This is a genomic window from Polyangium sp. y55x31 (genome assembly GCF_029946505.1).
Classification (GTDB): domain Bacteria; phylum Myxococcota_A; class Polyangia; order Polyangiales; family Polyangiaceae; genus Polyangium.
On the sequence record NZ_JARZHG010000015.1, the window covers coordinates 36,605 to 56,495 of the forward strand.

13 protein-coding genes are annotated in these 19,891 nt (G+C 70.0%); 8 read left to right on the forward strand and 5 right to left on the reverse strand.

Translation table 11 applies throughout. The annotated features are described in order from the left end of the window. Positions 1–14: 14 nt before the first annotated feature. From QHF84_RS25000 to grpE, 3 genes are all read right to left on the reverse strand, one after another. Positions 15–3,932, reverse strand: coding sequence for a serine/threonine-protein kinase (locus QHF84_RS25000; protein WP_281315918.1), 3,918 nt, complete (start codon positions 3,930–3,932; stop codon positions 15–17). Between the two features lie 87 nt (positions 3,933–4,019). Next, complete coding sequence (gene dnaK, locus QHF84_RS25005) at positions 4,020–5,867, reverse strand: molecular chaperone DnaK (RefSeq protein ID WP_281315919.1); 1,848 nt, start codon at positions 5,865–5,867, stop codon at positions 4,020–4,022. An 84-nt stretch (positions 5,868–5,951) separates the two neighbouring features. Then, on the reverse strand, positions 5,952–6,557 hold the full coding sequence (gene grpE / locus QHF84_RS25010) for a nucleotide exchange factor GrpE (RefSeq protein ID WP_281315920.1): 606 nt from the start codon (positions 6,555–6,557) through the stop codon (positions 5,952–5,954). A gap of 129 nt (positions 6,558–6,686) precedes the next feature. On the opposite strand from grpE, the gene QHF84_RS25015 reads away from it, so the two are divergent. The 4 genes from QHF84_RS25015 (at position 6,687) to QHF84_RS25030 (ending at position 11,778) form a co-directional block, all read left to right on the forward strand. Further along, the gene (locus tag QHF84_RS25015) at positions 6,687–7,946 is read left to right on the forward strand and encodes an aspartate aminotransferase family protein (RefSeq protein WP_281315921.1); all 1,260 of its coding nucleotides are present in this window, start codon (positions 6,687–6,689) and stop codon (positions 7,944–7,946) included. Further along, positions 7,943–8,905, forward strand: a complete 963-nt coding sequence (gene argF, locus QHF84_RS25020; RefSeq protein ID WP_281315922.1) for an ornithine carbamoyltransferase — start codon at positions 7,943–7,945, stop codon at positions 8,903–8,905. Before QHF84_RS25015 ends, argF begins: the two co-directional genes overlap by 4 nt. Before the next feature lie 9 nt (positions 8,906–8,914). Then, entirely contained in the window at positions 8,915–11,257 is a 2,343-nt protein-coding gene (locus QHF84_RS25025) for an HAD-IC family P-type ATPase (RefSeq protein WP_281315923.1), read from the forward strand. Between the two features lie 65 nt (positions 11,258–11,322). Beyond that, positions 11,323–11,778, forward strand: coding sequence for a transcriptional repressor (locus QHF84_RS25030; protein ID WP_348652878.1), 456 nt, complete (start codon positions 11,323–11,325; stop codon positions 11,776–11,778). Positions 11,779–11,818: 40 nt separating this feature from the next. On the opposite strand, the gene QHF84_RS25035 is transcribed toward QHF84_RS25030, so the two are convergent. Beyond that, positions 11,819–12,883: a hypothetical protein gene (locus QHF84_RS25035; protein WP_281315925.1), complete on the reverse strand. Its 1,065-nt coding sequence runs from the start codon at positions 12,881–12,883 to the stop codon at positions 11,819–11,821. Between the two features lie 305 nt (positions 12,884–13,188). Between QHF84_RS25035 and hrcA the strand changes: the two genes are divergently transcribed. Further along, the gene (hrcA, locus tag QHF84_RS25040; RefSeq protein WP_281315926.1) at positions 13,189–14,238 is read left to right on the forward strand and encodes a heat-inducible transcriptional repressor HrcA; all 1,050 of its coding nucleotides are present in this window, start codon (positions 13,189–13,191) and stop codon (positions 14,236–14,238) included. Here the strand turns inward: hrcA and QHF84_RS25045 are convergent. Beyond that, the gene (locus QHF84_RS25045) at positions 14,230–15,096 is read right to left on the reverse strand and encodes an RluA family pseudouridine synthase (protein ID WP_281315927.1); all 867 of its coding nucleotides are present in this window, start codon (positions 15,094–15,096) and stop codon (positions 14,230–14,232) included. The two genes, hrcA and QHF84_RS25045, sit on opposite strands and share 9 nt — an antisense overlap. A gap of 447 nt (positions 15,097–15,543) precedes the next feature. On the opposite strand from QHF84_RS25045, the gene QHF84_RS25050 reads away from it, so the two are divergent. The 3 genes from QHF84_RS25050 to QHF84_RS25060 all read left to right on the forward strand — a co-directional run bounded on the left by QHF84_RS25050 (position 15,544) and on the right by QHF84_RS25060 (position 19,889). Beyond that, positions 15,544–16,344, forward strand: a complete 801-nt coding sequence (locus tag QHF84_RS25050; RefSeq protein WP_281315928.1) for a response regulator — start codon at positions 15,544–15,546, stop codon at positions 16,342–16,344. 138 nt (positions 16,345–16,482) lie between these two features. Beyond that, positions 16,483–19,293 carry a valine--tRNA ligase gene (locus QHF84_RS25055; RefSeq protein ID WP_281315929.1) on the forward strand — a complete coding sequence of 937 codons (2,811 nt, stop codon included), beginning with the start codon at positions 16,483–16,485 and terminating at the stop codon, positions 19,291–19,293. 23 nt (positions 19,294–19,316) lie between these two features. Beyond that, entirely contained in the window at positions 19,317–19,889 is a 573-nt protein-coding gene (locus QHF84_RS25060) for a Uma2 family endonuclease (protein ID WP_281315930.1), read from the forward strand. Positions 19,890–19,891 lie beyond the last annotated feature (2 nt).

The window sequence follows — 19,891 nt, forward strand, 5'->3', positions numbered from 1 at the left end:
GTGAACCGATCGAGCTAGCCGAGCTTTGCGAGCGCCTCGCGCGCGTCGTCGGCGATGAAGCCGTTGCCGTAGGCCTCGGCCATGCGAAGCACCAGCTCGAACTCGCGCTTCGCCTCGTCATGCGCGCCCCCTTCGGCGAGGAGCGATGCCAGGAGCGAGCGTCCTTCGATCGCATCGGCGTGGTAGCCGCGCGCCTCCGCGTACTTCACGAGATCGCGGATCCGCGTCTCGGCGCCGGGCTTGCCGCTCCGCCCGTCGAGGTACGCGAGGTGGACGCGGTTGAGCGATGCGATGCGCTCGTACCCTGCCTCCTCGGCGATCTGGAGTGACTCGGTGAGCGTGGCGTAGGCGCGTGGAAAGTCGCCGAGGCGCCGCGTCGTGTCGCCGAGGTTGTGAAGGGATGCCGCCATCTCGGCGCGTAGCCCCGCGGCACGAGCGAGCTCGACGGCGCGCGCGGAGGCCTCGGCCGCGGCGCGAAAATCACGCATGAACGCGTACACGAGCACGCGCTCCTTCTCGCGCTCGCTCGCGAGCGTGATGTCGCCGCTCGGGCTCTTGGCCTCGGCGCGATCGATGGCGAGCAGCGCGGCCGCAGCGACGCCGGTCGCGGCGCGCACGTGGGCGATGGCGAGGAGCGTGCGTGGATCCTCGGCCGGTCCCATGGCTTCGAGCCGATCGGCCGCGCGCGCTGCACGGGCGAAATCACCGCTCCGCGCGCCGAGATCGATCTCCGCGACGAGCGCGCGACGCTGCAGCTCGTCGTTCTCCGCGGCGAGCTTGAACGCGAGGTCGATCTCCGCGTACGCCCGATCGAAGCGGTTCACGGCGCCGAGCGCGCGCGCGACGTCGACGCGAGCCGCGACGCGTTGTTCGAGCGTGCCCGCGGCATCGATGCGACGCAGCGCCCGCGCTGAAACATCCTCCAGCGAGGGCGCCGCGCGGACGGGCAGGACCGCGATGCAGAGCTCACGCAACCACGCCGCGATCTCGGTCGCGGGTCGACGATCGAGGTCGGCGAGATCGATCGCGCGGAGCAAGAGGCGGATGCCCGGCTCGAGCTGGCAGAGGCGCACGCGATGCGACGCCGAGCGTGCGTAAAACGTGGCGGCGCGGTCGCGATCGCCCGCGTGGTAGAGGTGGTTCCCCACGCGCTCGCCGTGCGCCTCGGCGACCTCGTCGCCAAAGACGGCACGGTATGCCTCGGCCGCCTTGCCGTGCAGATCACGCCGCGCCTCGTGCGGGATCGTGTCGAGGACGATCTCGCCGTGCATCGGCGACGGGAAGCTCACCTCCGCGGCGCCGGCCGCGCGCAAAAAGCCGCGCGCAACGAGCTCGCCGATCCCTCGATCGACGACGGAAAAGCTCTCGCCGAGCAGCGCCGCGAGCACCTGCGTGTGCACCGGATCGCCGAGGATCGCCGCGGCGTTCAACGCTCCACGCTCGCGCTGCGGCAGGCGGCTCACGCGCGCCTCCATGAGCGCGCGCAGCGCTCGCGGCACCGCTCGCGCGCCGTCGAGCCGCAACCGAACGCGGCCGTCCTCGACCTCCACGGCGCGCGCATCCACGAGCTCCTTCAAGAGCTCCTCGATGAAGAGCGGATGCCCCGCGGCGCGCTCGCGGCAGAACGCGGTGAGCTCACGGGGCGCCGCGCGCACGCCGATCCGCTCCGCCACGAGACGCTCGCTCTCCTCGGCCCCGAGCGGGCCGAGCGCGACCACGTGATGACGTGCGAGCGGCAAGAGCACGCTCGGCGGCGCCGTGCGCGTCGCCAGCATGAACACCGCGCGGATGTTCGACGCCGCGCCCTCGTTGCGGCTCGCCACGCTCGCGATCGCCTCGGCCGTCGCCGCGTCCATCGCCTGCGCGTCGTCCCACGCGAAGCAGTGGATCCGGTCCTCGCAGAGCTTGTGCACCATGCGCGTGAACGCCGCGCGCAGCGCCGTCCCCATCCCGCCCACCGGGCGCGACGGCCGATCGCCGAGCCGCGCGCCGAGCTGACGCAGCACCGCCGACGACTCCTCCTCTTGCAGACCAAGCGCGCGGAGCCGCGGCAACGTCGCGAGGATCGCCTGCTCGCCATCGCCCTCCTGCACGCCGCAGAGCACCTGCAGCATCGCCTGCAGCCCGCTCCACGGCAGCTCCGCTCCGCTCGGCGGGCAGCTCGCTGCGTAAAACCCCACCGACCAGTTGCCGCGCCCGAGCCGCCGCTCGATCTCGGCGCAGAGCCGCGACTTGCCGATGCCCTTCTCGCCGAGGACCGTGATCACCTGCGCGCGCTTGCGGGTCGCGGCCGCGAGGATCTCCCCGATGCGGCGCAGCTCCTCCTGACGACCGACGAACTTTCCGCTCGCCCCGATCGGCGGTCGCGCCGACGCGATCACGCGGCCGCCTTCCGGCACGGATGCGGCTCCGCCCGGCAGCTCGTCGAAGCCGAACGCCGCGCGCACGATCCGCGCGGCCGGGTGCGAGACCGCGACCTGCTCCGTCACCGCGCGCGCGAGCCCTTGCGCCTGCGTGACCAGCGTCCCGAGCCGCGCGTCGACGATCGGCACGCCACGCGTGTCCACGAGCACGCGCCCCACGTGCACGCCCGCCGACGCGCTGCGACCCTTTTGAGCACGAAGGATCACGAGCGCCGCGCGCACGGCCGCCTCCGTGTCGCGCCCATCCGCGTCTTCGAGACCAAAGACCGCCACGATCTGCGAGGGCTCCTGCTCCAGGATCACCCCGCCGTACCGCGTGATCACCTCGCGCGCGCCCTCCACGTCGAACGGCAGCGCCGGGATGCGGCACGTCCCCGCGACGACGAGCACCGTCCCCTCGCGCCGCTCGCCCGCGGGCTCCAAAAAATTCGCCGTCGCGACGTTCTCCGAGGCGACCTTCAGCGACGCCGACGTCGTCGGCACCTCGACCGGCGTGCGCTCGTGCTCCGTGCCTTGCGGATCGCCGAGCACCGAGCCCGCCTCGATCTCGGGCGCCTTCCTCGCCTCGTCCTGGAACGGCGCGACGAGCTCCGCGAGATCGTTTGATCCAAAACGATCCCCCGTCGCATAAAAGTACCCGAGGAGCTGCTCGTGCAGCCGGCCTGCGTCGGGCACGCGATCCTCGGGCCGCCGCGTGAGCAGGCGGCGCACGATCGCGGCGAGCTCCCGCGGCACTTCGGGCCGGGCGATCTCGAGCGGCGGCGCCTCGGCCGCGCGCACGCGCCGGAGCGTCTCGGCGTCTCCTGCGCCGGCGAACGGGTTCGTCCCCGCGACGAGCTCGTAGAGCACCGTGCCGAGCGAGAACAGATCACTGCGCCCGTCGAGCGGCTGCGCGAGCGACTGCTCGGGGCTCATGTACGAGAGTTTTCCGCGCACCCGCAGGACGGATTCACCCGCCTGCTCGTCCTCGCGCATGAAGCCTTTGGCCTTCGCGATGCCGAAGTCCGTGACCTTCACCTCGCCTTCCCACGACACGAGGATGTTCTGCGGCGAGACGTCGCGGTGCACGATGCCGAGCGGCTTGCCTTGCTCGTCGCGCCTTCGATGCGCGTGATCGAGCGCCTTCGCCACCTCGGCCGCGACGAACACCGCCAGCCCGAACGGCAGGCGCGTCTTCGTCCGCCGACACCGCGCGAGCAGCGTCGCGAGATCGAGCCCCGCGACGTACTCCATCGCGATGTAGTAACCGGGCGGCTCGCCCTCCTGCTCGACGCGGCCGAGGTCGAAGACCTGCACGATGTTCGCGTGCGACAGTCGCACCGAGAGCTTCGCCTCGTGCACGAACATCTCGAGCAGCTCGGGCTCGCGCGCGAGCTCGGGCAGGATGCGCTTCAGCGCGAGCGTCTTTTCGAAGCCCAAGGCGCCGAAGCTCTTCGCCTTCCAGACTTCGGCCATCCCCCCGGCGCCGAGCCGTTCGAGGAGCACATAACGCCCGAACTGTCTCTCCAAGTTCGTCCCCCGAGCATGCCCGCGGCGGACATGAATCCTACCACCTCGCTCGTATCCGGGGACCCCAAACCAAGCCGAAATCCGCGCTCACGCGCTGCCGGCGCTGCCGCCGTAAATCGCCTCCGAGAGGAGATAGGCCGCAGCTTCGAGCTTGCCGAACGCGCCTCGCAGGTCGCTGCTCGACGCGTCCTCGTCGAGCAGCTTGCGCAGGATCACGCAGCCCTCGCGCACGCGGGAGAGCGTCGCCTCGTCGACGAGCTCGGCGTACGCCTCGATGGCTTGCTCGGTCGTGTAGAGCAGGGTCTCGGACTGGTTCTTGAGCTCGGCCCGATCACGCCGCTTCGTATCTTCCTCGCGGAATTTTTCGGCCTCGCCGACGAGCCGCTCGACCTCCGACGGCGCGAGCCCGCTCGTCGGCGTGACGCGCACCTTCTGCGCGCGCTTCGTGCCGAGATCCGTGGCCTCGACGTGCACGATCCCGTCCTCGTCGATGTGGAAGACGACCTGGATCTTCGGCACGCCGCGCGGCGCGGGCGGGATGCCCGTGAGCTCGAAGCGCGCGAGGCTCTGGTTGTCGGCGGCCATCTCGCGCTCGCCTTGCAGCACGTGGATCGGCACGTACGTCTGCCGATCGAGGCTCGTCGTGAAGATCTCGCCGCGCGAGGTCGGGATCGTCGTGTTGCGCGGGATGAGCTTCGTCATGATGCCGCCGCCCGTCTCCACGCCGAGCGAGAGCGGCGTGACGTCGAGCAGGAGGATCTCGTCGGCCTGCCCCGAGAGCGCGGCCGCCTGGAGCGCCGCGCCCACGGCCACGACCTCGTCGGGGTTCACGCCCTTGCACGGATCCTTGCCGAAGAGCTCCTTCACGGCCGCCTGCACCGCCGGCATCCGCGTCATGCCGCCGACGAGCACCACGGTGTGAATCGCGCTCGGCGCGAGCTGCGCGTCGCGAAGGACGTCGCGCGAGACCTCGATCGTGCGCTCGACGAGATCCTGCGTGAGCATCTCGAGCTCGTTGCGCTGCATCGATCGTTCGAGGTGGAGCGGCGCGCCGTCCGGTCCGACCGCGATGAAGGGCAGGTTGATCTGCGTCTCGAGCGATGAGCTGAGCTCGTGCTTCGCCTTCTCCGCGCCCTCCTTCAGGCGCTGCATCGCCATCCGGTCCGTGCGCAGATCCACGCCGAACTCGAGCTGGAACTCGCCGACGAGCATGTCCATCAGCCGCCCGTCGAAGTCCTCGCCGCCGAGATGCGTATCGCCGCCCGTCGCCTTCACGTTGAAGACTCCGCCGCTGATCTCGAGGATCGAGATGTCGAACGTGCCGCCGCCGAGGTCGTAGACCGCGATCGTCTCGGCACCCGCGGCCTTCTTGTCGAGCCCGTACGCGAGCGCCGCCGCCGTGGGCTCGTTGATGATGCGGCGCACTTCGAGGCCGGCGATCTTGCCGGCGTCCTTCGTCGCCTGCCTTTGCGCGTCGTCGAAGTACGCGGGGACCGTGACCACCGCCTCGGTGACCGGCTCGCCGAGGAACCGCTCGGCGGTCTCCTTCATTTGCGCGAGGATCATCGCGCTGATCTCCGGCGGCGAATGCGCCTTGCCGCGCAGATCGACCCACGCGTCGCCGTTCGGCGCGCGCACGATCGGGTACGGCACGAGCGAGGCGGCGCGCTCGACGTCGGGCGTGTCGATCTTGCGCCCCATCAGCCGTTTGACCGCGTAGACCGTGCTCTGCGGGTTCGTCACGGCCTGCCTGCGGGCGACTTGCCCGACGAGCCGCTCGCCGCTCGCGACGATGGCGACGACCGAGGGCGTCGTCCGCGCGCCCTCGGCGTTGGGGATCACCTTGACGTCGTTCGCCGACGAAGCCGACGCCACGTCGACGACGGCCACGCACGAGTTGGTGGTCCCGAGGTCGATGCCGACGATCCTTCCCATGGCGGGGCGAGGATATCAAAGACGCGGCGAACGATGGTCCTCGGTGGACCTCGGGGCCGGGTTTTGCGTGACGTCCTAGGAAGATCAGCTCGCCGCGGCCGCGCCGCCGCCGGGCGGGCCCTTCGAGACGACGACCATCGCCGGACGGACGAGGTAGTCCCCCATGCGATAGCCGGGCTGCACCTCGTACAGGACCACGCCGGCCGGGTGCTCGGGCGATTCGAGGTGCTGGATGGCCTCGTGTTGCGCGGGATCGAAGGGCTGACCGACCGCGACGACGCGCTGGATCCCCATCTTCTCCAGCGTATCGAGGAACTGCTTGAGCACCATCCGCAGGCCCTCGGCCACGGCCTTCGCGTCGGCGGAGCCTTCGGCGTGCTGGAGCGCGCGCTCGAAATTGTCGAAGACGGGCAGGAGCTCCTTCACCGTGCTCTCCCGGCCTCGCCGCTGGGCGTCGTCGACCTCGCGCCGCGAGCGCTTGCGGAAATTGTCGAAATCGGCCGCCGTGCGGAGGAGCTGATCACGCGTCCGGGCGGCCTCGGCCAGGGCGTCTGCGAGGCGCTGCTCCGCCGTGGGCGTCGGCGGAGCCTGTGGCTCCGTCGCGGCCGACGGCTGCTCGCCGTTCGTCGCTTCGCCGTTTTGACCGTTCGGATCCTGGGCAGACTTCGTCGTGGACTCGGCTTCGGACATGGGTGCGGGCCACTATAACCTCCCAAGATCGGCTGGCAACGGGGCCACCCCACCTGACAGGCGAGCTCGCGTCGCGCGGGCCACGCGTGGCATTTGCCCCGGCGGGGCGGTCGGCGTAGATCGCCTCGCATGTCCCTCGCCCCCGCATACGGAGCCGAGAGCCCCATCGTCGAGCTGCTCGAACCCGAACCCGAAGACCTTCTCCCTCTCGCCGAACGCAGGCTCGTGGGCAACTACCGCCAGGCCCCGTTCGTCCTCGATCGAGGCAAGGGCTCCGAGGTCTGGGACACCGAGGGGCGTCGTTACCTCGACTTCTGCGCCGGCGTCGCGGTCTGCTCGCTCGGCCACGCGCACCCGCGCCTCGTCGCCGCCATCGCCGAGCAGGCCGCGCGGCTGATGCACGTGTCGAACTACTTCTACAACGCCGAGAACGCGCGCCTCGCCGACGAGCTTTGCAAGAAGAGCGGCATGGACCGCGCCTTCTTCTGCAACTCGGGCGCCGAGGCGAACGAGGCGATGCTCAAGCTCGCGCGTCGCTACTTCTTCACGAAGGGCGAGCCCGATCGCTACCGCGTCATCGCCTTCGACAACGCCTTCCACGGCCGCACGATGGGCGCCGTCGCGCTCACCGGCACGCCGAAGTACCGCGAAGGGTTCGGCCCGCCGCTCGCCGGCGTCACGCACGTTCCGTACGGCGATCTCGACGCGGTGAAGGCCGCCATGGGCCCGGATGTCGCGGCGATCTTCGTCGAGCCCGTGCAAGGCGAGGGCGGCGTGCTGCCGCCGCCGGAAGGCTTTCTCCGTGGCCTGCGCAGCCTCTGCGACGAGCACGGCGCGCTCCTCTGCCTCGACGAGGTGCAGACGGGTATCGGCCGCACGGGCGCGTTCCTCGGCTCCACGCAAGAGGGCGTCGAGGGCGACGCGATCGCGCTCGCCAAGGGCCTCGGCGGCGGCTTTCCGATCGGCGCGCTCCTCATCAAGGAGCGCCTCAACGGCGCGCTCACGCCAGGCACGCACGGCTCGACGTTCGGCGGAAACGCGCTCGCGTCGCGGGCCGCGCGCACCGTGCTCGCCGTCCTCGACGAGGAGAAGCTCGTCGAAGGCGCCGTCACCAAGGGAAAACGCCTCGCCGAGGGCCTCGCGGCGCTCGCGAAGGAGCACCCCACGCTCTGCGCGGGACAACGCGGCCGCGGCCTCTTGCAAGGCCTCACGCTCGCCCAGGGCGTCGACACGCGCACTGTCCTCGGCCGCGCGCGCGCCCACGGACTGCTCCTCACGGTCGCCGGCGCGAGCACGCTCCGCTACACGCCTCCGCTCGTCGTGCGCGAGGCCGAAATCGATGAAGCCCTCACCATCACGGGCCGTGTGCTCGCGGAGATGAAGCCTTGAAGCGTGATTTGACGAGACTCTCGGACCTCGGAGACGGCGGCATCGTCGCCATGCTGGATCGTTCGGCCTTTTACGCCCGCGCGCGAGGCAAAGCCGAGCACCCGCAGCCGCTCAAAGGCCACGCCGTCGCCCTCCTCTTCGACAAGCCCTCGACCCGCACGCGCCTCTCGCTCGAGGTCGCGACCTACGAGCTCGGCGGTCACCCGATCATCGTCACGCCCGACTACACGCAGATGAGCCGCGGCGAGCCCACCGAGGACACCGCGCGTGTGCTCGGCCGCATGGTCTCCGCCGTCACGTACCGCACGAGCACCACGGCGCGCTTCGAGGCCATGGCCCGCGCATGTCGCGCGCCCGTGCTGAACGCGCTCACCGACGACGCACACCCGATGCAGGTCCTCGCCGATCTGCACACGACACGCGAGGCGCGCGGCCGGCTCGAAGGCCTGCGCATCTGCTGGGTCGGCGACGCGAGCAACGTGGCGCGCTCGTGGATCGAGGCGGCGGGCCTGCTCAAGCTCGACATCACGCTCGCGACGCCGCCCGCCTTCGCCCCGCCCTTGCCCGAGGTCGAGGAGGCGCGCGCCCGCGGAGGCAACGTCACGATCACGACCGACGCGCGCGAAGCCGCGAAGGGCGCCGACGTCCTGCTGACGGACGTGTGGGTCAGCATGGGTCAGGAAGACGAGCGCGAGTACCGCATCGGCGCGCTCTCGCCCTACCGCATCACGCAGGATCTCGTCTCGCTCGCCTCGCCCGAGGTCGTGGTGCTGCACTGCTTGCCGGCGCATCGCGGCGAGGAGATCGACGCCGACGTGCTCGAAGGCCCGCGGAGCTTCGTGTGGGACGCCGTCGAGTCGCGTCTGCACACGAGCAAGGCGCTGCTCGAATGGGCCGCGCTCGGGCCGGGCTTCGGCCCGCCGCCGTACGCTGTCGGCCGCGGCGGCGCGGCAGGCTGAGGCTCGACGTTGCGAGCGCTCGGACCCGTCGCCGATCCCGTGCCGTGCTCGGGGTGCGGCAAGCTGCTCGATCCGCTGCGCGCCGGCCACGTCGCGATCTTCGACAGCAAGTTCCACTTCTTCTGCGATCGCCACGCCTGCCGCGCGCATTTCCTCGGCGAGCCCCCCGGCGAAGCCGACGGCACGCGCCAGGCGCGGGTCCCGCTCTCCTTCTTCGCGCCGCGCAGGTCCGAGCCCGAGCCCTCGCGCGGCCACATCGACGCGCCCATCGTCCCCTTCCACGCGCCCGCTTCGAGCGACGCCGCGCTCCCCGAGCCGCCCGCGCCCTTCGACGACAGGACCCTCGTCGAGCCCATCGCGCACGCCATCCACACCGAGGAGCCTTCTCGCATCGACGTGCCCGAGCCGCGCGACATCGGCGCGCTCCTGCTCGTCATCGCCACGATCGCCGGCACGCTCGCGGTCGCGCTCGGCCTCGCGGGTGACGCGGCCCTCGTCATCGGCGCGCGTATCGTGCTCGCGTCCGTCGGCGCCGGCATGCTCGTCGGCCGCGCCGCCACGACGCCGCGCGAGCCCTCCGATCCGCACCCCGCGCCGATCCTCGCGCCCTCGATCATCTCGCTCGTCCTCGCCGCCTTCGCCGCGCTCCGCGCGCATCCTTCGCTCGGCGCCGAGGCCGCTTCGCTCGCCGGCATCATCGTCACGGCGACGGCCGTCGGCGCGTGGCTGCTCGAAGGCGCGCGGCACGCGTCTCTCGCCGAGCGCGCCTTCGTCGCGCAATCGCTCGCCGTTCCCGGCAGGCGCGCGCCCGACGACGGCGCGACCGGCGAGATCGCCAAGAACAAAGTCTTCGACCTCTGCCCCGGCGAGCAGGTCCTCGTCGAGCCGGGCGAGGTCGTCCCTGTCGACCTCGTCGTCGGATCGGGCGAGGTCTTCGTCCTGCCCTGGCTCGGCGCGACCACGCCCGTGCGCAGGCGCGCGGGCGAGCCCGTCGTCGCGGGCGCGAAGGTCGTGCGCGGCAGGCTCCGCGGCACGTGCACGTTCGCCGGCAACGACCGCGCGTTCGCGCGTGTCCTGCTCGATCCACGCCGCCGCGCCGACGCCCTCGCGCCCATCGCGCGCGCCTCGCGTGCCCTCGCCGAACGCTGGTCGCTCGCGGCGCTCGTGACCGGCGCGCTCTCCGCGTTCATCGCCGGCGGCCGCAGCTACGTCGAGATCACGATGACCGCCGTCGCCTCGCACGCCGCGCTCGCGACCACGCTCATCGCGGGCGTCGCGGGCGTGCACGTCGCGCGTGGCATCCTGCACGCGCAGCGTCGCGGCATCGCGTACAAGAGCGAAGGCGCGTGGGACCGCGCGGCGCGCGTCAACGTCGCCGTCTTCTGCGCGCGCGGCACGCTCCTCCTCGGCGAGCCCGAGCTCGCGGAGCTCGAAGCCCCGGGCGGCAAGCTCGAACCGCTCGACGTCCTCTCGCTCGCGGCCGGCGCCGAGCGCGGCGAAGAGCACCCGATCGCCACCGCGATCGTGCGCGCCGCCGTGACCCGCTCCGTTCGCCCCGACGGCGTGCGCAACGCGCATCATGTCCCGGGCCTCGGCGTCACGGCCGTCACGAGCTCGGGCGAGGATCTCTGCGTCGGCAGCCGCGCCCTCCTCCTCGCGAACCGCATCTCCATCGCCGCGGCCGAGCAACGCATCGCCGAGCTCGAGGCCCTCGGACGCACCGTCGTCCTCGTCGCGGTCGGCGCGCGCCTCGTCGGCATCCTCGGCTTGCAGGATGGCCTCCGCCCCGGCGCGCGTGCTGCGGTGCAACATCTACTCGACGCGCAGATCGAACCCGTGATCATGTCGGGCGACGCGCGCGAGACGTGCGAGGCCATCGGCCACTCGCTCGACGTCGACCACATTCGCCCCGAGGTTTTGCCGACCGAACGCGCGGCCGAGGTCCGCAGGCTCATCGACGCGGGCATGTCCGTCGCGGTCCTCGGTCATCCGGGCGTCGACGACGGCGCGCTCGGCGCGGCCGATGTTGCGGTTGCGCTCGGCGCGGCGGGCTCGTCGCCGGGCGATCTTTCCGTCTCGCTCGCCTCGGACGACGTGCGGGACGCCGCGCTCGCGCTCGCCATCGCGCACCGCGCGCGCCTCGAAGCGCGCGTGGGCCTGGCGATCGCCGTCCTGCCTGCGCTCGTCGGGGCGATCGCGGTGGCGTTCGGCGTGCTTCCGCCGGCGTATGCGCCGCTCGCGTCGCTGCTCGGAGGAGCGATGGCGGTTTTGCACGTGCGAGCGCTCGATCGCGTGCGAGAGTCCGGAACGACGCGAGGACACACGTGGGAAAACGGCCCAACCGCCCCTTGACGCACGGAAACGTGGACGGGATAAATGACGCCATGGTCGCGAGCCTGAGGGAGGAAGCCGTGACCCTGGACAGGGCCGCCGTGGATCGCTTGCGGGCTCGACTCCAGGCGTACATGGCCAAAAAGGGTCTGCGCTCGACCGCGCAGCGGCGGCTCATCGTCGACACGTTCTTCGAGGGCGCGTCGCACATGACGATCGAGGACCTGCTCACGGAGGTCCGCGCGCGCGACAAAGGCATCGGCTACGCCACCGTCTATCGCACGCTCAAGCTCCTCGCCGAGTGCGGCGTCGCCTCCGAGCGGCGCTTCGGCGACGGCCTCAGCCGTTACGAGCTCGCCGACGACGCGAAGGCTCACCACGATCACCTGATCTGCATCAGTTGCGGCACGATCGTCGAGTTCGAGGAGCCGCGCATCGAGACGCTGCAGGAAGAGGTCGCGCGTCGTTACGGCTTCCAGGTGAGCTCGCACAAGCACGAGATGTACGGCACCTGCGCCGACTGTCAGAAGAAGGTGTCGTGAGGGGCGAGCCCCTCTCCCGCGCGGGAGAGGGGCTGAGGTTTCACTCGCCGACCTGCGCCACGTAACTGACGCGCGCGATCGGATCGTAGAGCGGATTCAAGACCTGCACCGGCGGGGCCACGAGGCCTGCGTACTGCGTGTTGTCGAGCACCACGTAGTAGAGCCCCGGCGGCAGCGTGAACTTGCGCGTCTGCGCCGGCCCCGGCGCGAGCGGCGCGCCGCCGAGCACCGGACCCGGCGCCGCCCCGAGCGGCTGCCCCGTCTGGTAGCCCTCGCGCCACGGATCACCGACCATCTTGCTGACGATCATCACGTCGACCGTCGGCCCCTGCACGCTCATCGTCAGGTAGAGCGATTGACCCGAGCCGACCTCGAAGGGGCCGAGGTAGTCGCGCGCGTTGCCGTGGATGTCGACGCTCTCGTTCGCGAACGTGAAGCGCTCGTCGTCGTGCACCTTGAACGGCTTGATGGGCTTGTTCGGCGGCGTGAGGATCCCGAGCGTGAACTCGTTGCCGCGATCCTCGTTCGCGACGACCGTGAAGCCGCGCGTCAACTCGCCCGTCATCACCTGGTTGCCGAAGAAGTTCGTCAAGGTGCCGAACGGCGGGATGTTCGAGGCCACGTTGAACGCGGCGTTCTCGATGTACCCGACGCGGAAGTCCGGCCCCGAGATGATGCGGTTGAGCCGACCCCACACGTAGATGTCTTCGTCGGCGATCGCGAAGTCCGGTCGGAGCTCGATCGTCGTCGACGCCGAGAACCCGACACGCTTGGCCGGGTTCATGTAGCCGTAGCCCGTCCCCGAGAAGCTCACCGCCACCGTCTGACGCGCGTCGTCGACGGTGTAGCTGCACGTCATCGGGAAGAAGCGGCCCATCGCCGGCGAGGCCGAGTCGGTCTTCAAGGGCACGCCGAGCTTGAGCATCTCCGGGCAGATCCGGCTCGCCCCGAAGTTCGAGAAGAGCCACCAGCGGAGCTGCGGGTTCGCGTTCACCACGGTGCCGGCGCAAGGGCAGCCGGCCACGGCGAAGGAGAGCGCGAGCACGAGCAGGACCAGGAACGCGCCCGCCGGTCGGGCGGACGACTTTCGACGGGAGCGCAGCACGCGGATTACCATAGCGACACAGCGGGCGAGCGTGTCCGGGAACCTGCATCGAGAAGCCGGGATCCAGGGCGCGCTCCGTTGAAGGTGGAAGCAGGCCAGGGAAAGACGCTCCTTGGACGACCGGGAAGGCGACCTCCCTAAAAATTGGGCACGAATCCGGCACTTCGGTGGCTCCGGGAGGAATTTGCCCGGGATTCGTCGGTCGGATTTGACCTCGCCATCGAGCAGGCCTACAAAAAGCGAAGCAAGCTAGCACAGGGGAGCGAGACGACGACCCCGGGTGACTCGTACGGACGGATGCGATCATGAGTGACCTGACGAACCGCTCTCGGAAGATCCTGCTCGCCGTCGTCACGGAGTTCATCTCGACGGGCACCGCGGTGGGAAGTCGCACGCTCGCGCGGAAATACGGCCTCGATCTCTCGGCAGCCTCCGTCCGCAACGTGCTCGCCGATCTGGAAGAAGCCGGCTACCTGAAGCAGCCGCATACGTCCGCGGGCCGCGTGCCGACGGATCGCGCGCTGCGCCTCTTCATCGACACGCTCGTCCAGGCGCGCGCCTACAGCCCCGAGGAGCAGGCCAAGCTCGGCCAGCGTTTCGCCGAGATCTACGCGGTCGCGACAGACCCGATGCGCGAAGCCGGGCGCTACCTGTCGGAGCTCTCCGGCACGGCCGCGGTCATCGCCTCGCCGCGCACCGAGCTCCGCGCGCTCTCGCAACTCCGCTTCATCCCGACGCGCCCGGGTCAGCTCCTCGCCGTGCTCGTCTTCTCCGACGGCACCGTCGAGAACCGCTTCATCCAGATCGAGGAAGTCCCGAACGAGCCGGAGCTCACGCGCATCCACAACCTGCTCGCCGACGTCATCGAAGGCCGCTCGCTCGGCGAAGCGCGCGACCTCTTCGCGCGTCGCCTCGCGGACGAACGCATCGCGCTCGACGCTCTGCGTCGTCGTGCCTTCGAGCTCGGCAGCCGCGCCACCGCCGACGTGAACCGCCGCAGCGGCGACGTCGTCATCGAGGGACAGGGCAAACTGATCGATCTGCCCGAGTACGCCGACGCCTCGCGCTTGAAGAAGCTGCTCCGCGCGCTCACCGAGCGCGAGGATCTGCTCAAGCTCCTCGACAAGGTCATCGCGGCCGGCGCGGTCACGGTGTTCGTCGGTAGCGAGGCCGGTGAACTCGGCGAGGGTGATCTCAGCCTCGTCGTCGCGCCGTACATGGAGCATGGACGTGTCGCCGGCACGATCGGCGTGCTCGGTCCGACGCGCATGGACTACGCGAAGGTCATGCCCCTCGTCGACGCGACGGCCACCGCCATGAGCGAAGCGCTCGGCGGACGGCGTGGTTCATCCTGACGCGCGCAGTCGTTCGAGCACGCTCTGAAAATCCTCGGGCGCAGGTTCTTCGAAAAAAACCTCGTCGCCCGTCTGCGGGTGGATGAAGCCAAGCTCCGCCGCGTGCAGCATGAGCCGCGGCGCGTCGATGCGCGGGCCCGCGTAGTCACGCACGTACACGTTCTCCCCGACGATCGGATGTCCCGCCTCGGAGAGGTGGATGCGGATCTGATGCGTGCGTCCGGTCTCGAGGCGGCACGCGACGAGTGTCGCGCCGCGTAACCGTTCGAGCGGCTCGACGTGCGTCACGGCGAGTTGCCCCTCGCCACGACGCTCTCCTTCTTCGAGCGAGCCGCGCAGTCCATCGCCGCGATCCGCGATGAGCCGCGATCGGAACGTCCGCTTGCCGATGTCGCCGTGCACGATCGCCAGGTAGACGCGACGCACCGAGTGCTCGCGGAACTGCTGCGCGAGGTGCTTCTTCGCCGCGAGCGTGCGCGTGAAGACGAGCAGGCCGCTCGTCGCCTTGTCGAGCCTGTGCACGATGCCGAGCGGCGCGCGCCCGCGGATCCGATCGCGACGCGCGAGCAGATCACGCACGAGCGCGTCGAGCGTTCTTTCACGCTCCTCGGGCGACTCGTCGCCGAACGGGATCGTCGAGATCCCCGCGGGCTTTCGCACCACGACGACGGCGGGATCCATGTGCACCACGAGCTCCTCGCCGAGCTCCGCGAGCCGCACGACCTTGCGCGAAGGCGCGCGCGGGTGCCGCGTGATCTCCGCGCCGGCCCGGGTTTTTCGCATCGGATCGAGGATCTGCGTGCCGTCGACCGCGATCTTTCCGGTCTCGATGAGCCTACGTGCGTCGGACCACGACACGGCGGCGAGCGTCCGGACGACCCCGTCGAGCGGGCGCCCCGCGAGGTCGGGCGGGACGACCCAGGTCGCGTCGGGCGAACCGAGCGAGCTCGCGGGCTGCCCGGCGGGCGGCGGTGTGCGAGGAGAACCACGGGGGGCGGAGCGGGGGCGGGTGCGAGGCGGAGGACGCGAGGACATGCGGGAAATCGGCGGGGAGGCGGACCAACCGTGCGCGCACGATGACGTGCCGCGCATGAATACGCCGCTCCATTTTTCCTCGCGGGCCTCGACTGCGCTATGCTCGCCGCGCTCTTAGGAGCAACGCTCGATCGTGGGTGCCCGACATCGAACGCCGCATGGGCGCCCGCGGCGGAAAATCATCCGGCTTGTTGACACGCTGCGCGCGCGAGACCGAAGATAGCGCGAAAGGCAGCCCCTGCGGCGCTTTACCCCAGAGGAGACCGTTCCGTGGCCAGCACCATCCTCGCCGTCGACGACAGCGTGACCATGCGCAAGGTCCTCGAGATCACGTTTGCGGGTCCCGAGTTTCGCTGCGTCGCGGTCAATGGGCACGACGCGGCCCTGGAGAAGCTCAAGACCGAGAAACCTGCCCTCGTGATCGCGGACGTCACGCTCGAGGGCAAGAGCGGTTACGACCTCTGCAAGGCGATCAAACAGGCTTCGCCCGCGACCCAGGTCCTCATCCTGTCGTCCAAGCAAAACCCCTACGATCAGGCCAAGGGCTCGGCGGCCCAGGCCGATGACCACATCGACAAGCCGTACGACAGCACGGCGATGATCGACAAGGTCAAGAAGATGCTGGCTTCGCCCGCGAAGCCGGCCGAGGCCCCGAAGGCCGCCGCCGCGCCGGTCGCAGCGCCGACCCCGGTCCCCGTGGCCGCCGCCAAACCCGCCGCCGCCGTGCCGGCCGCCGCGGCCGCCGCGCCGCCCCAGCGCGCCAAGACGATGCTCTACAACCCGGGCAACCCGGGCGGCGTGAACGCAGCCATCCCCGGCGTGCCCCCCGCCGCGACGAAGCCCGAGCCGGCGCTCTCCAAGACGGACGTCTCGGCCAAACCCGGCACGCCCGCCGCCGCCGTGAACGGTGGTCAGATGACCGCGCGCCTCGAGGAGCTGGGCCTGACGCCCGCGCAGATCGAAGGCGTGCTCGCGCTCTCGCGCGAGGTCGTCGAGCGTGTCGTGTGGGAGGTCGTCCCCGTCCTCGCCGAGACGCTGATCAAGGAAGAGATCGCGCGCTTGACCAAGTAGCGATGGGGGGTCCGAGAACCCCCCCAAATCCCCCCTAAATTTTCGTAGACGGCGGCGTTCACAGCCGCTTTCTCGCGACCTCTCGTTCGTCGGGGCCTCGTGCATGTTGCCGCGGTGTGGCAATGTGCCTTCCCCCCGATGAGCACTGCCGAACTCGCAAAAGCTTACGAGCCGAAGGACGTCGAACCCCGCTGGTACGCGTACTGGGTCGAGCACGACGTCTTCGCCGCCAACCCCGATCCGGCGGACAAGCGGCCCGTCTACGTCCTGCCCATGCCGCCCCCGAACGTCACGGGGTCGCTCCACATGGGGCACGCGCTCTTCGTCACGCTCGAGGACGTCCTCACGCGCTGGCATCGCATGCGCGGGTTCAACACGCTCTGGCAGCCCGGCATCGATCACGCGGGCATCGCCACGCAGACCGTCGTCGAGCGCCAGCTCCGCCGCGAGGGCAAGAGCCGCCACGACCTCGGCCGCGAGGCCTTCATCGAGCGCGTCTGGCAGTGGAAGACCGAGAGCGGCGGCCGCATCGCGCTCCAGCAGCGCGAGCTCGGCGCGAGCCCCGACTGGCCTCGCAGCAAGTTCACGATGGACGCCGACATGTCGCGCGCCGTGCGCGAGGCGTTCGTCCGTCTCTACGAGCAGGAGCTCATCTATCGCGACACGCGCCTCGTGCACTGGGACTGCGAAGCGCAGACCGTGCTCTCGAACCTCGAGGTCGAGAACGAGGAGTCGAACGGCGAGCTCTTCGAGTTCGCGTATCCGATCGCCGGCGGCGAAGGCGAGCTCGTGGTCGCGACGACGCGCCCCGAGACGATGCTCGGCGACACGGCCGTCGCGGTGCACCCCGACGATCCTCGGTACAAGCACCTGCACGGGAAATTCCTGCAGCACCCGTTCCTCGATCGGAAGGTCCCGATCATCACGGACGCGATCCTCGTCGATCCGAAGTTCGGCACGGGCGCCGTGAAGGTCACGCCCGCGCACGACTTCAACGATCACGAGACGGGCAAGCGCCACAAGCTGGAGATGATCTCCATCATGAACAAGGACGGCACGCTCAACGCAGAGGCGGGGCCGTTCGCGGGTATGGAGCGCTTCGCCGCGCGCAAGGCCGTCAAGAAGGCGCTCGAAGAGAAGGGCCTCGTGCGTGGCTCGAAGAACCACACGCTCGTCTTGCCGCGCAGCGATCGGAACGGATCGATCGTCGAGCCGATGATCTCGACGCAGTGGTTCGTGAAGATGAAGCCACTCGCGGGCCCGGCGCTCGCCGCGGTTCGTCACGGCCACACGAAGATCATCCCCGAGGACTGGACGAAGACCTACGAGCACTGGATGACGAACATCCTCGACTGGTGCATCTCGCGCCAGCTCTGGTGGGGCCATCGGATCCCGGCGTTCTACTGCGACGCCTGCGGTCACATGATGGTCACGCGCGAGGACCCCACGGCGTGTGAGAAGTGCGGCGGCGAGAAGCTGCGCCAGGACGAGGACGTGCTCGACACGTGGTTCTCGAGCGGGCTCTGGCCGTTCTCCACGCTCGGCTGGCCGAACGACACGGAGATGCTCCGCAAGTTCTACCCGGCGAGTGACCTCGAGACTGGCTACGACATCCTGTTCTTCTGGGTCGCGCGCATGATGATGATGGGCATCCACTTCATGGGCGTGCCGCCGTTCAAGCGCATCCTCCTGCACGGCATGGTCGTCGACGAGACCGGCGACAAGATGAGCAAGGTGAAGGGCAACGTGATCGATCCGCTCGACCTCGTGCACGGCGCGACGTTCGACGCGGTCGTGGAGAAGACGCTGCCCGGCGCGCCGCGCGAGGAGTCGCTCAAGAAGTTCAAGAAGGCGTACCCGTCGGCCGCGCAGATGGGCGCGGGCTTCTCCGCATACGGCGCCGACGCGCTGCGCTTCACGCTGAGCACGTACTCCCCGCAGGCGCGACGTATCCCGCTCTCGCCGAAGAAGATCGAGGGCAACCGGCACTTCTGCAACAAGATCTGGAACGCGGTGCGTTACGCGCTGCCGTACCTCGAAGGCGCGCGCGTCGGGCGCGAGCCGCCGAAGGCGACGACGTTGACGAACCGATGGATCCTCTCGCGGCTCGGCGCGGCGCTCGAGACGACGAAGAGCGGGCTCGACGAGTTCCGCTTGGATGAGGCGGCGCTCGCGCTCTACCACTTCTTCTGGGGCGAGCTCTGCGACTGGTACCTGGAGCTCACGAAGCCCGTGCTGAACCCGGCCGCGGGAGCGCAACCTGGGCCGGAGCAGGACGAGACGAAGGACGTGCTCGCGTACGTGATCGAGGCGTCGATCCGCGCGCTGCACCCGTTCATCCCGTACATCACGGAGGAGCTCTGGCAGCGTCTGCCGCGGCCTTCGGACGCGCCGAAATCGATCGCGCTCGCGCAGTATCCGGAGCCGGGCTCGGTGCCTCGCGACGCGGATGCCGAGCGCGACATGGGCACGGTGATGGCCGTGATCTCGGCGGCGCGAACGATCCGCAGCGAGCACGAGGTGCACCCGGGCGCCGAGGTGCCGCTCTTGCTCCGCGCGGAGGGGGAGGCAACGCTGTCGTTGCTGCGCGGCGAGGCGCGCGCGATCAAGACGCTCGTGAAGACGGCGGCGGAGCCTGGGATCGAGGCGCGCGGCGCGGCGCGTCCGAAGGGCGCGGTGATGAGCGTGGCGGCGGGCGTCGAGGTGCTCGTCGATCTGCGCGGGCTCGTCGAGGGCGCGAAGGAAGCGGCGCGGATCGAGCGCGAGATCAAGAAGACGGAGAAGGACATCGCCGCGCTGGAGAAGAAGCTCTCGCTGCCGAGTTTTGCCGAGAAGGCGCCGCCCGAGGTCGTGGCGGAGTCGAGGACTCAGCTCGACGAGCTGAAGAAGAAGCGAGTGGGCCTGGAGGAGGCCAAGAGTTTGGCGGCGGAGCTCGGGGAAACGAAGTAAGGTTTGTCCCGGGAGGTCCTGGGATGAACGAACCGGCGCGCATGCTCAAGTACACGTTCGCGGAGTACATCGCGCTCGAGGAGCAGAGCGAAACCAAGCACGAGTACGTGGACGGCGAGATCTACGCCATGTCGGGTAGTACGGCCCGGCACTCGCTGCTCACGACGGGAATGAGCAGCGCGCTGAGCCAAGCGCTCGGCGCTCGCGGATGCCGCGTCTTCAGCCCGGATATGCGCATCCGCGTGCAAGAGACCGGCCTCGCGACCTACCCCGACGTGAGCGTCGTCTGCGGCAAGCTCGAGTTCGACCCCGAGAACTCGAACACCCTCACGAACCCCATCCTGATTGTCGAGGTCCTCTCGCCGAGCACCGAGAAGTACGACCGGCAGCAGAAGTTCGACCACTACCGGCTCATACCTACGCTCCGCGAGTACCTGCTCATCTCGCAGGACGAGCGGCGCATCACGCACTACACGCGGAACGAGGACGACTCCTGGACCCTCCGGGACGTGCGGCTCTCGCAGCCCCTCAAGCTCCCCTCGCTCGATGTCACGCTCTCGCTCGACGACATCTACCGCGGCGTCTTCGACCCCTGACG

Coding starts and splice junctions, on each gene's coding strand:
- dnaK (WP_281315919.1), bottom strand. CDS start 5,867: ATGGGAAGGATCGTCGGCATCGACCTCGGGACCACCAACTCGTGCGTG.
- grpE (WP_281315920.1), bottom strand. CDS start 6,557: ATGTCCGAAGCCGAGTCCACGACGAAGTCTGCCCAGGATCCGAACGGT.
- QHF84_RS25015 (WP_281315921.1), top strand. CDS start 6,687: ATGTCCCTCGCCCCCGCATACGGAGCCGAGAGCCCCATCGTCGAGCTG.
- hrcA (WP_281315926.1), top strand. CDS start 13,189: ATGAGTGACCTGACGAACCGCTCTCGGAAGATCCTGCTCGCCGTCGTC.
- QHF84_RS25055 (WP_281315929.1), top strand. CDS start 16,483: ATGAGCACTGCCGAACTCGCAAAAGCTTACGAGCCGAAGGACGTCGAA.
- QHF84_RS25060 (WP_281315930.1), top strand. CDS start 19,317: ATGAACGAACCGGCGCGCATGCTCAAGTACACGTTCGCGGAGTACATC.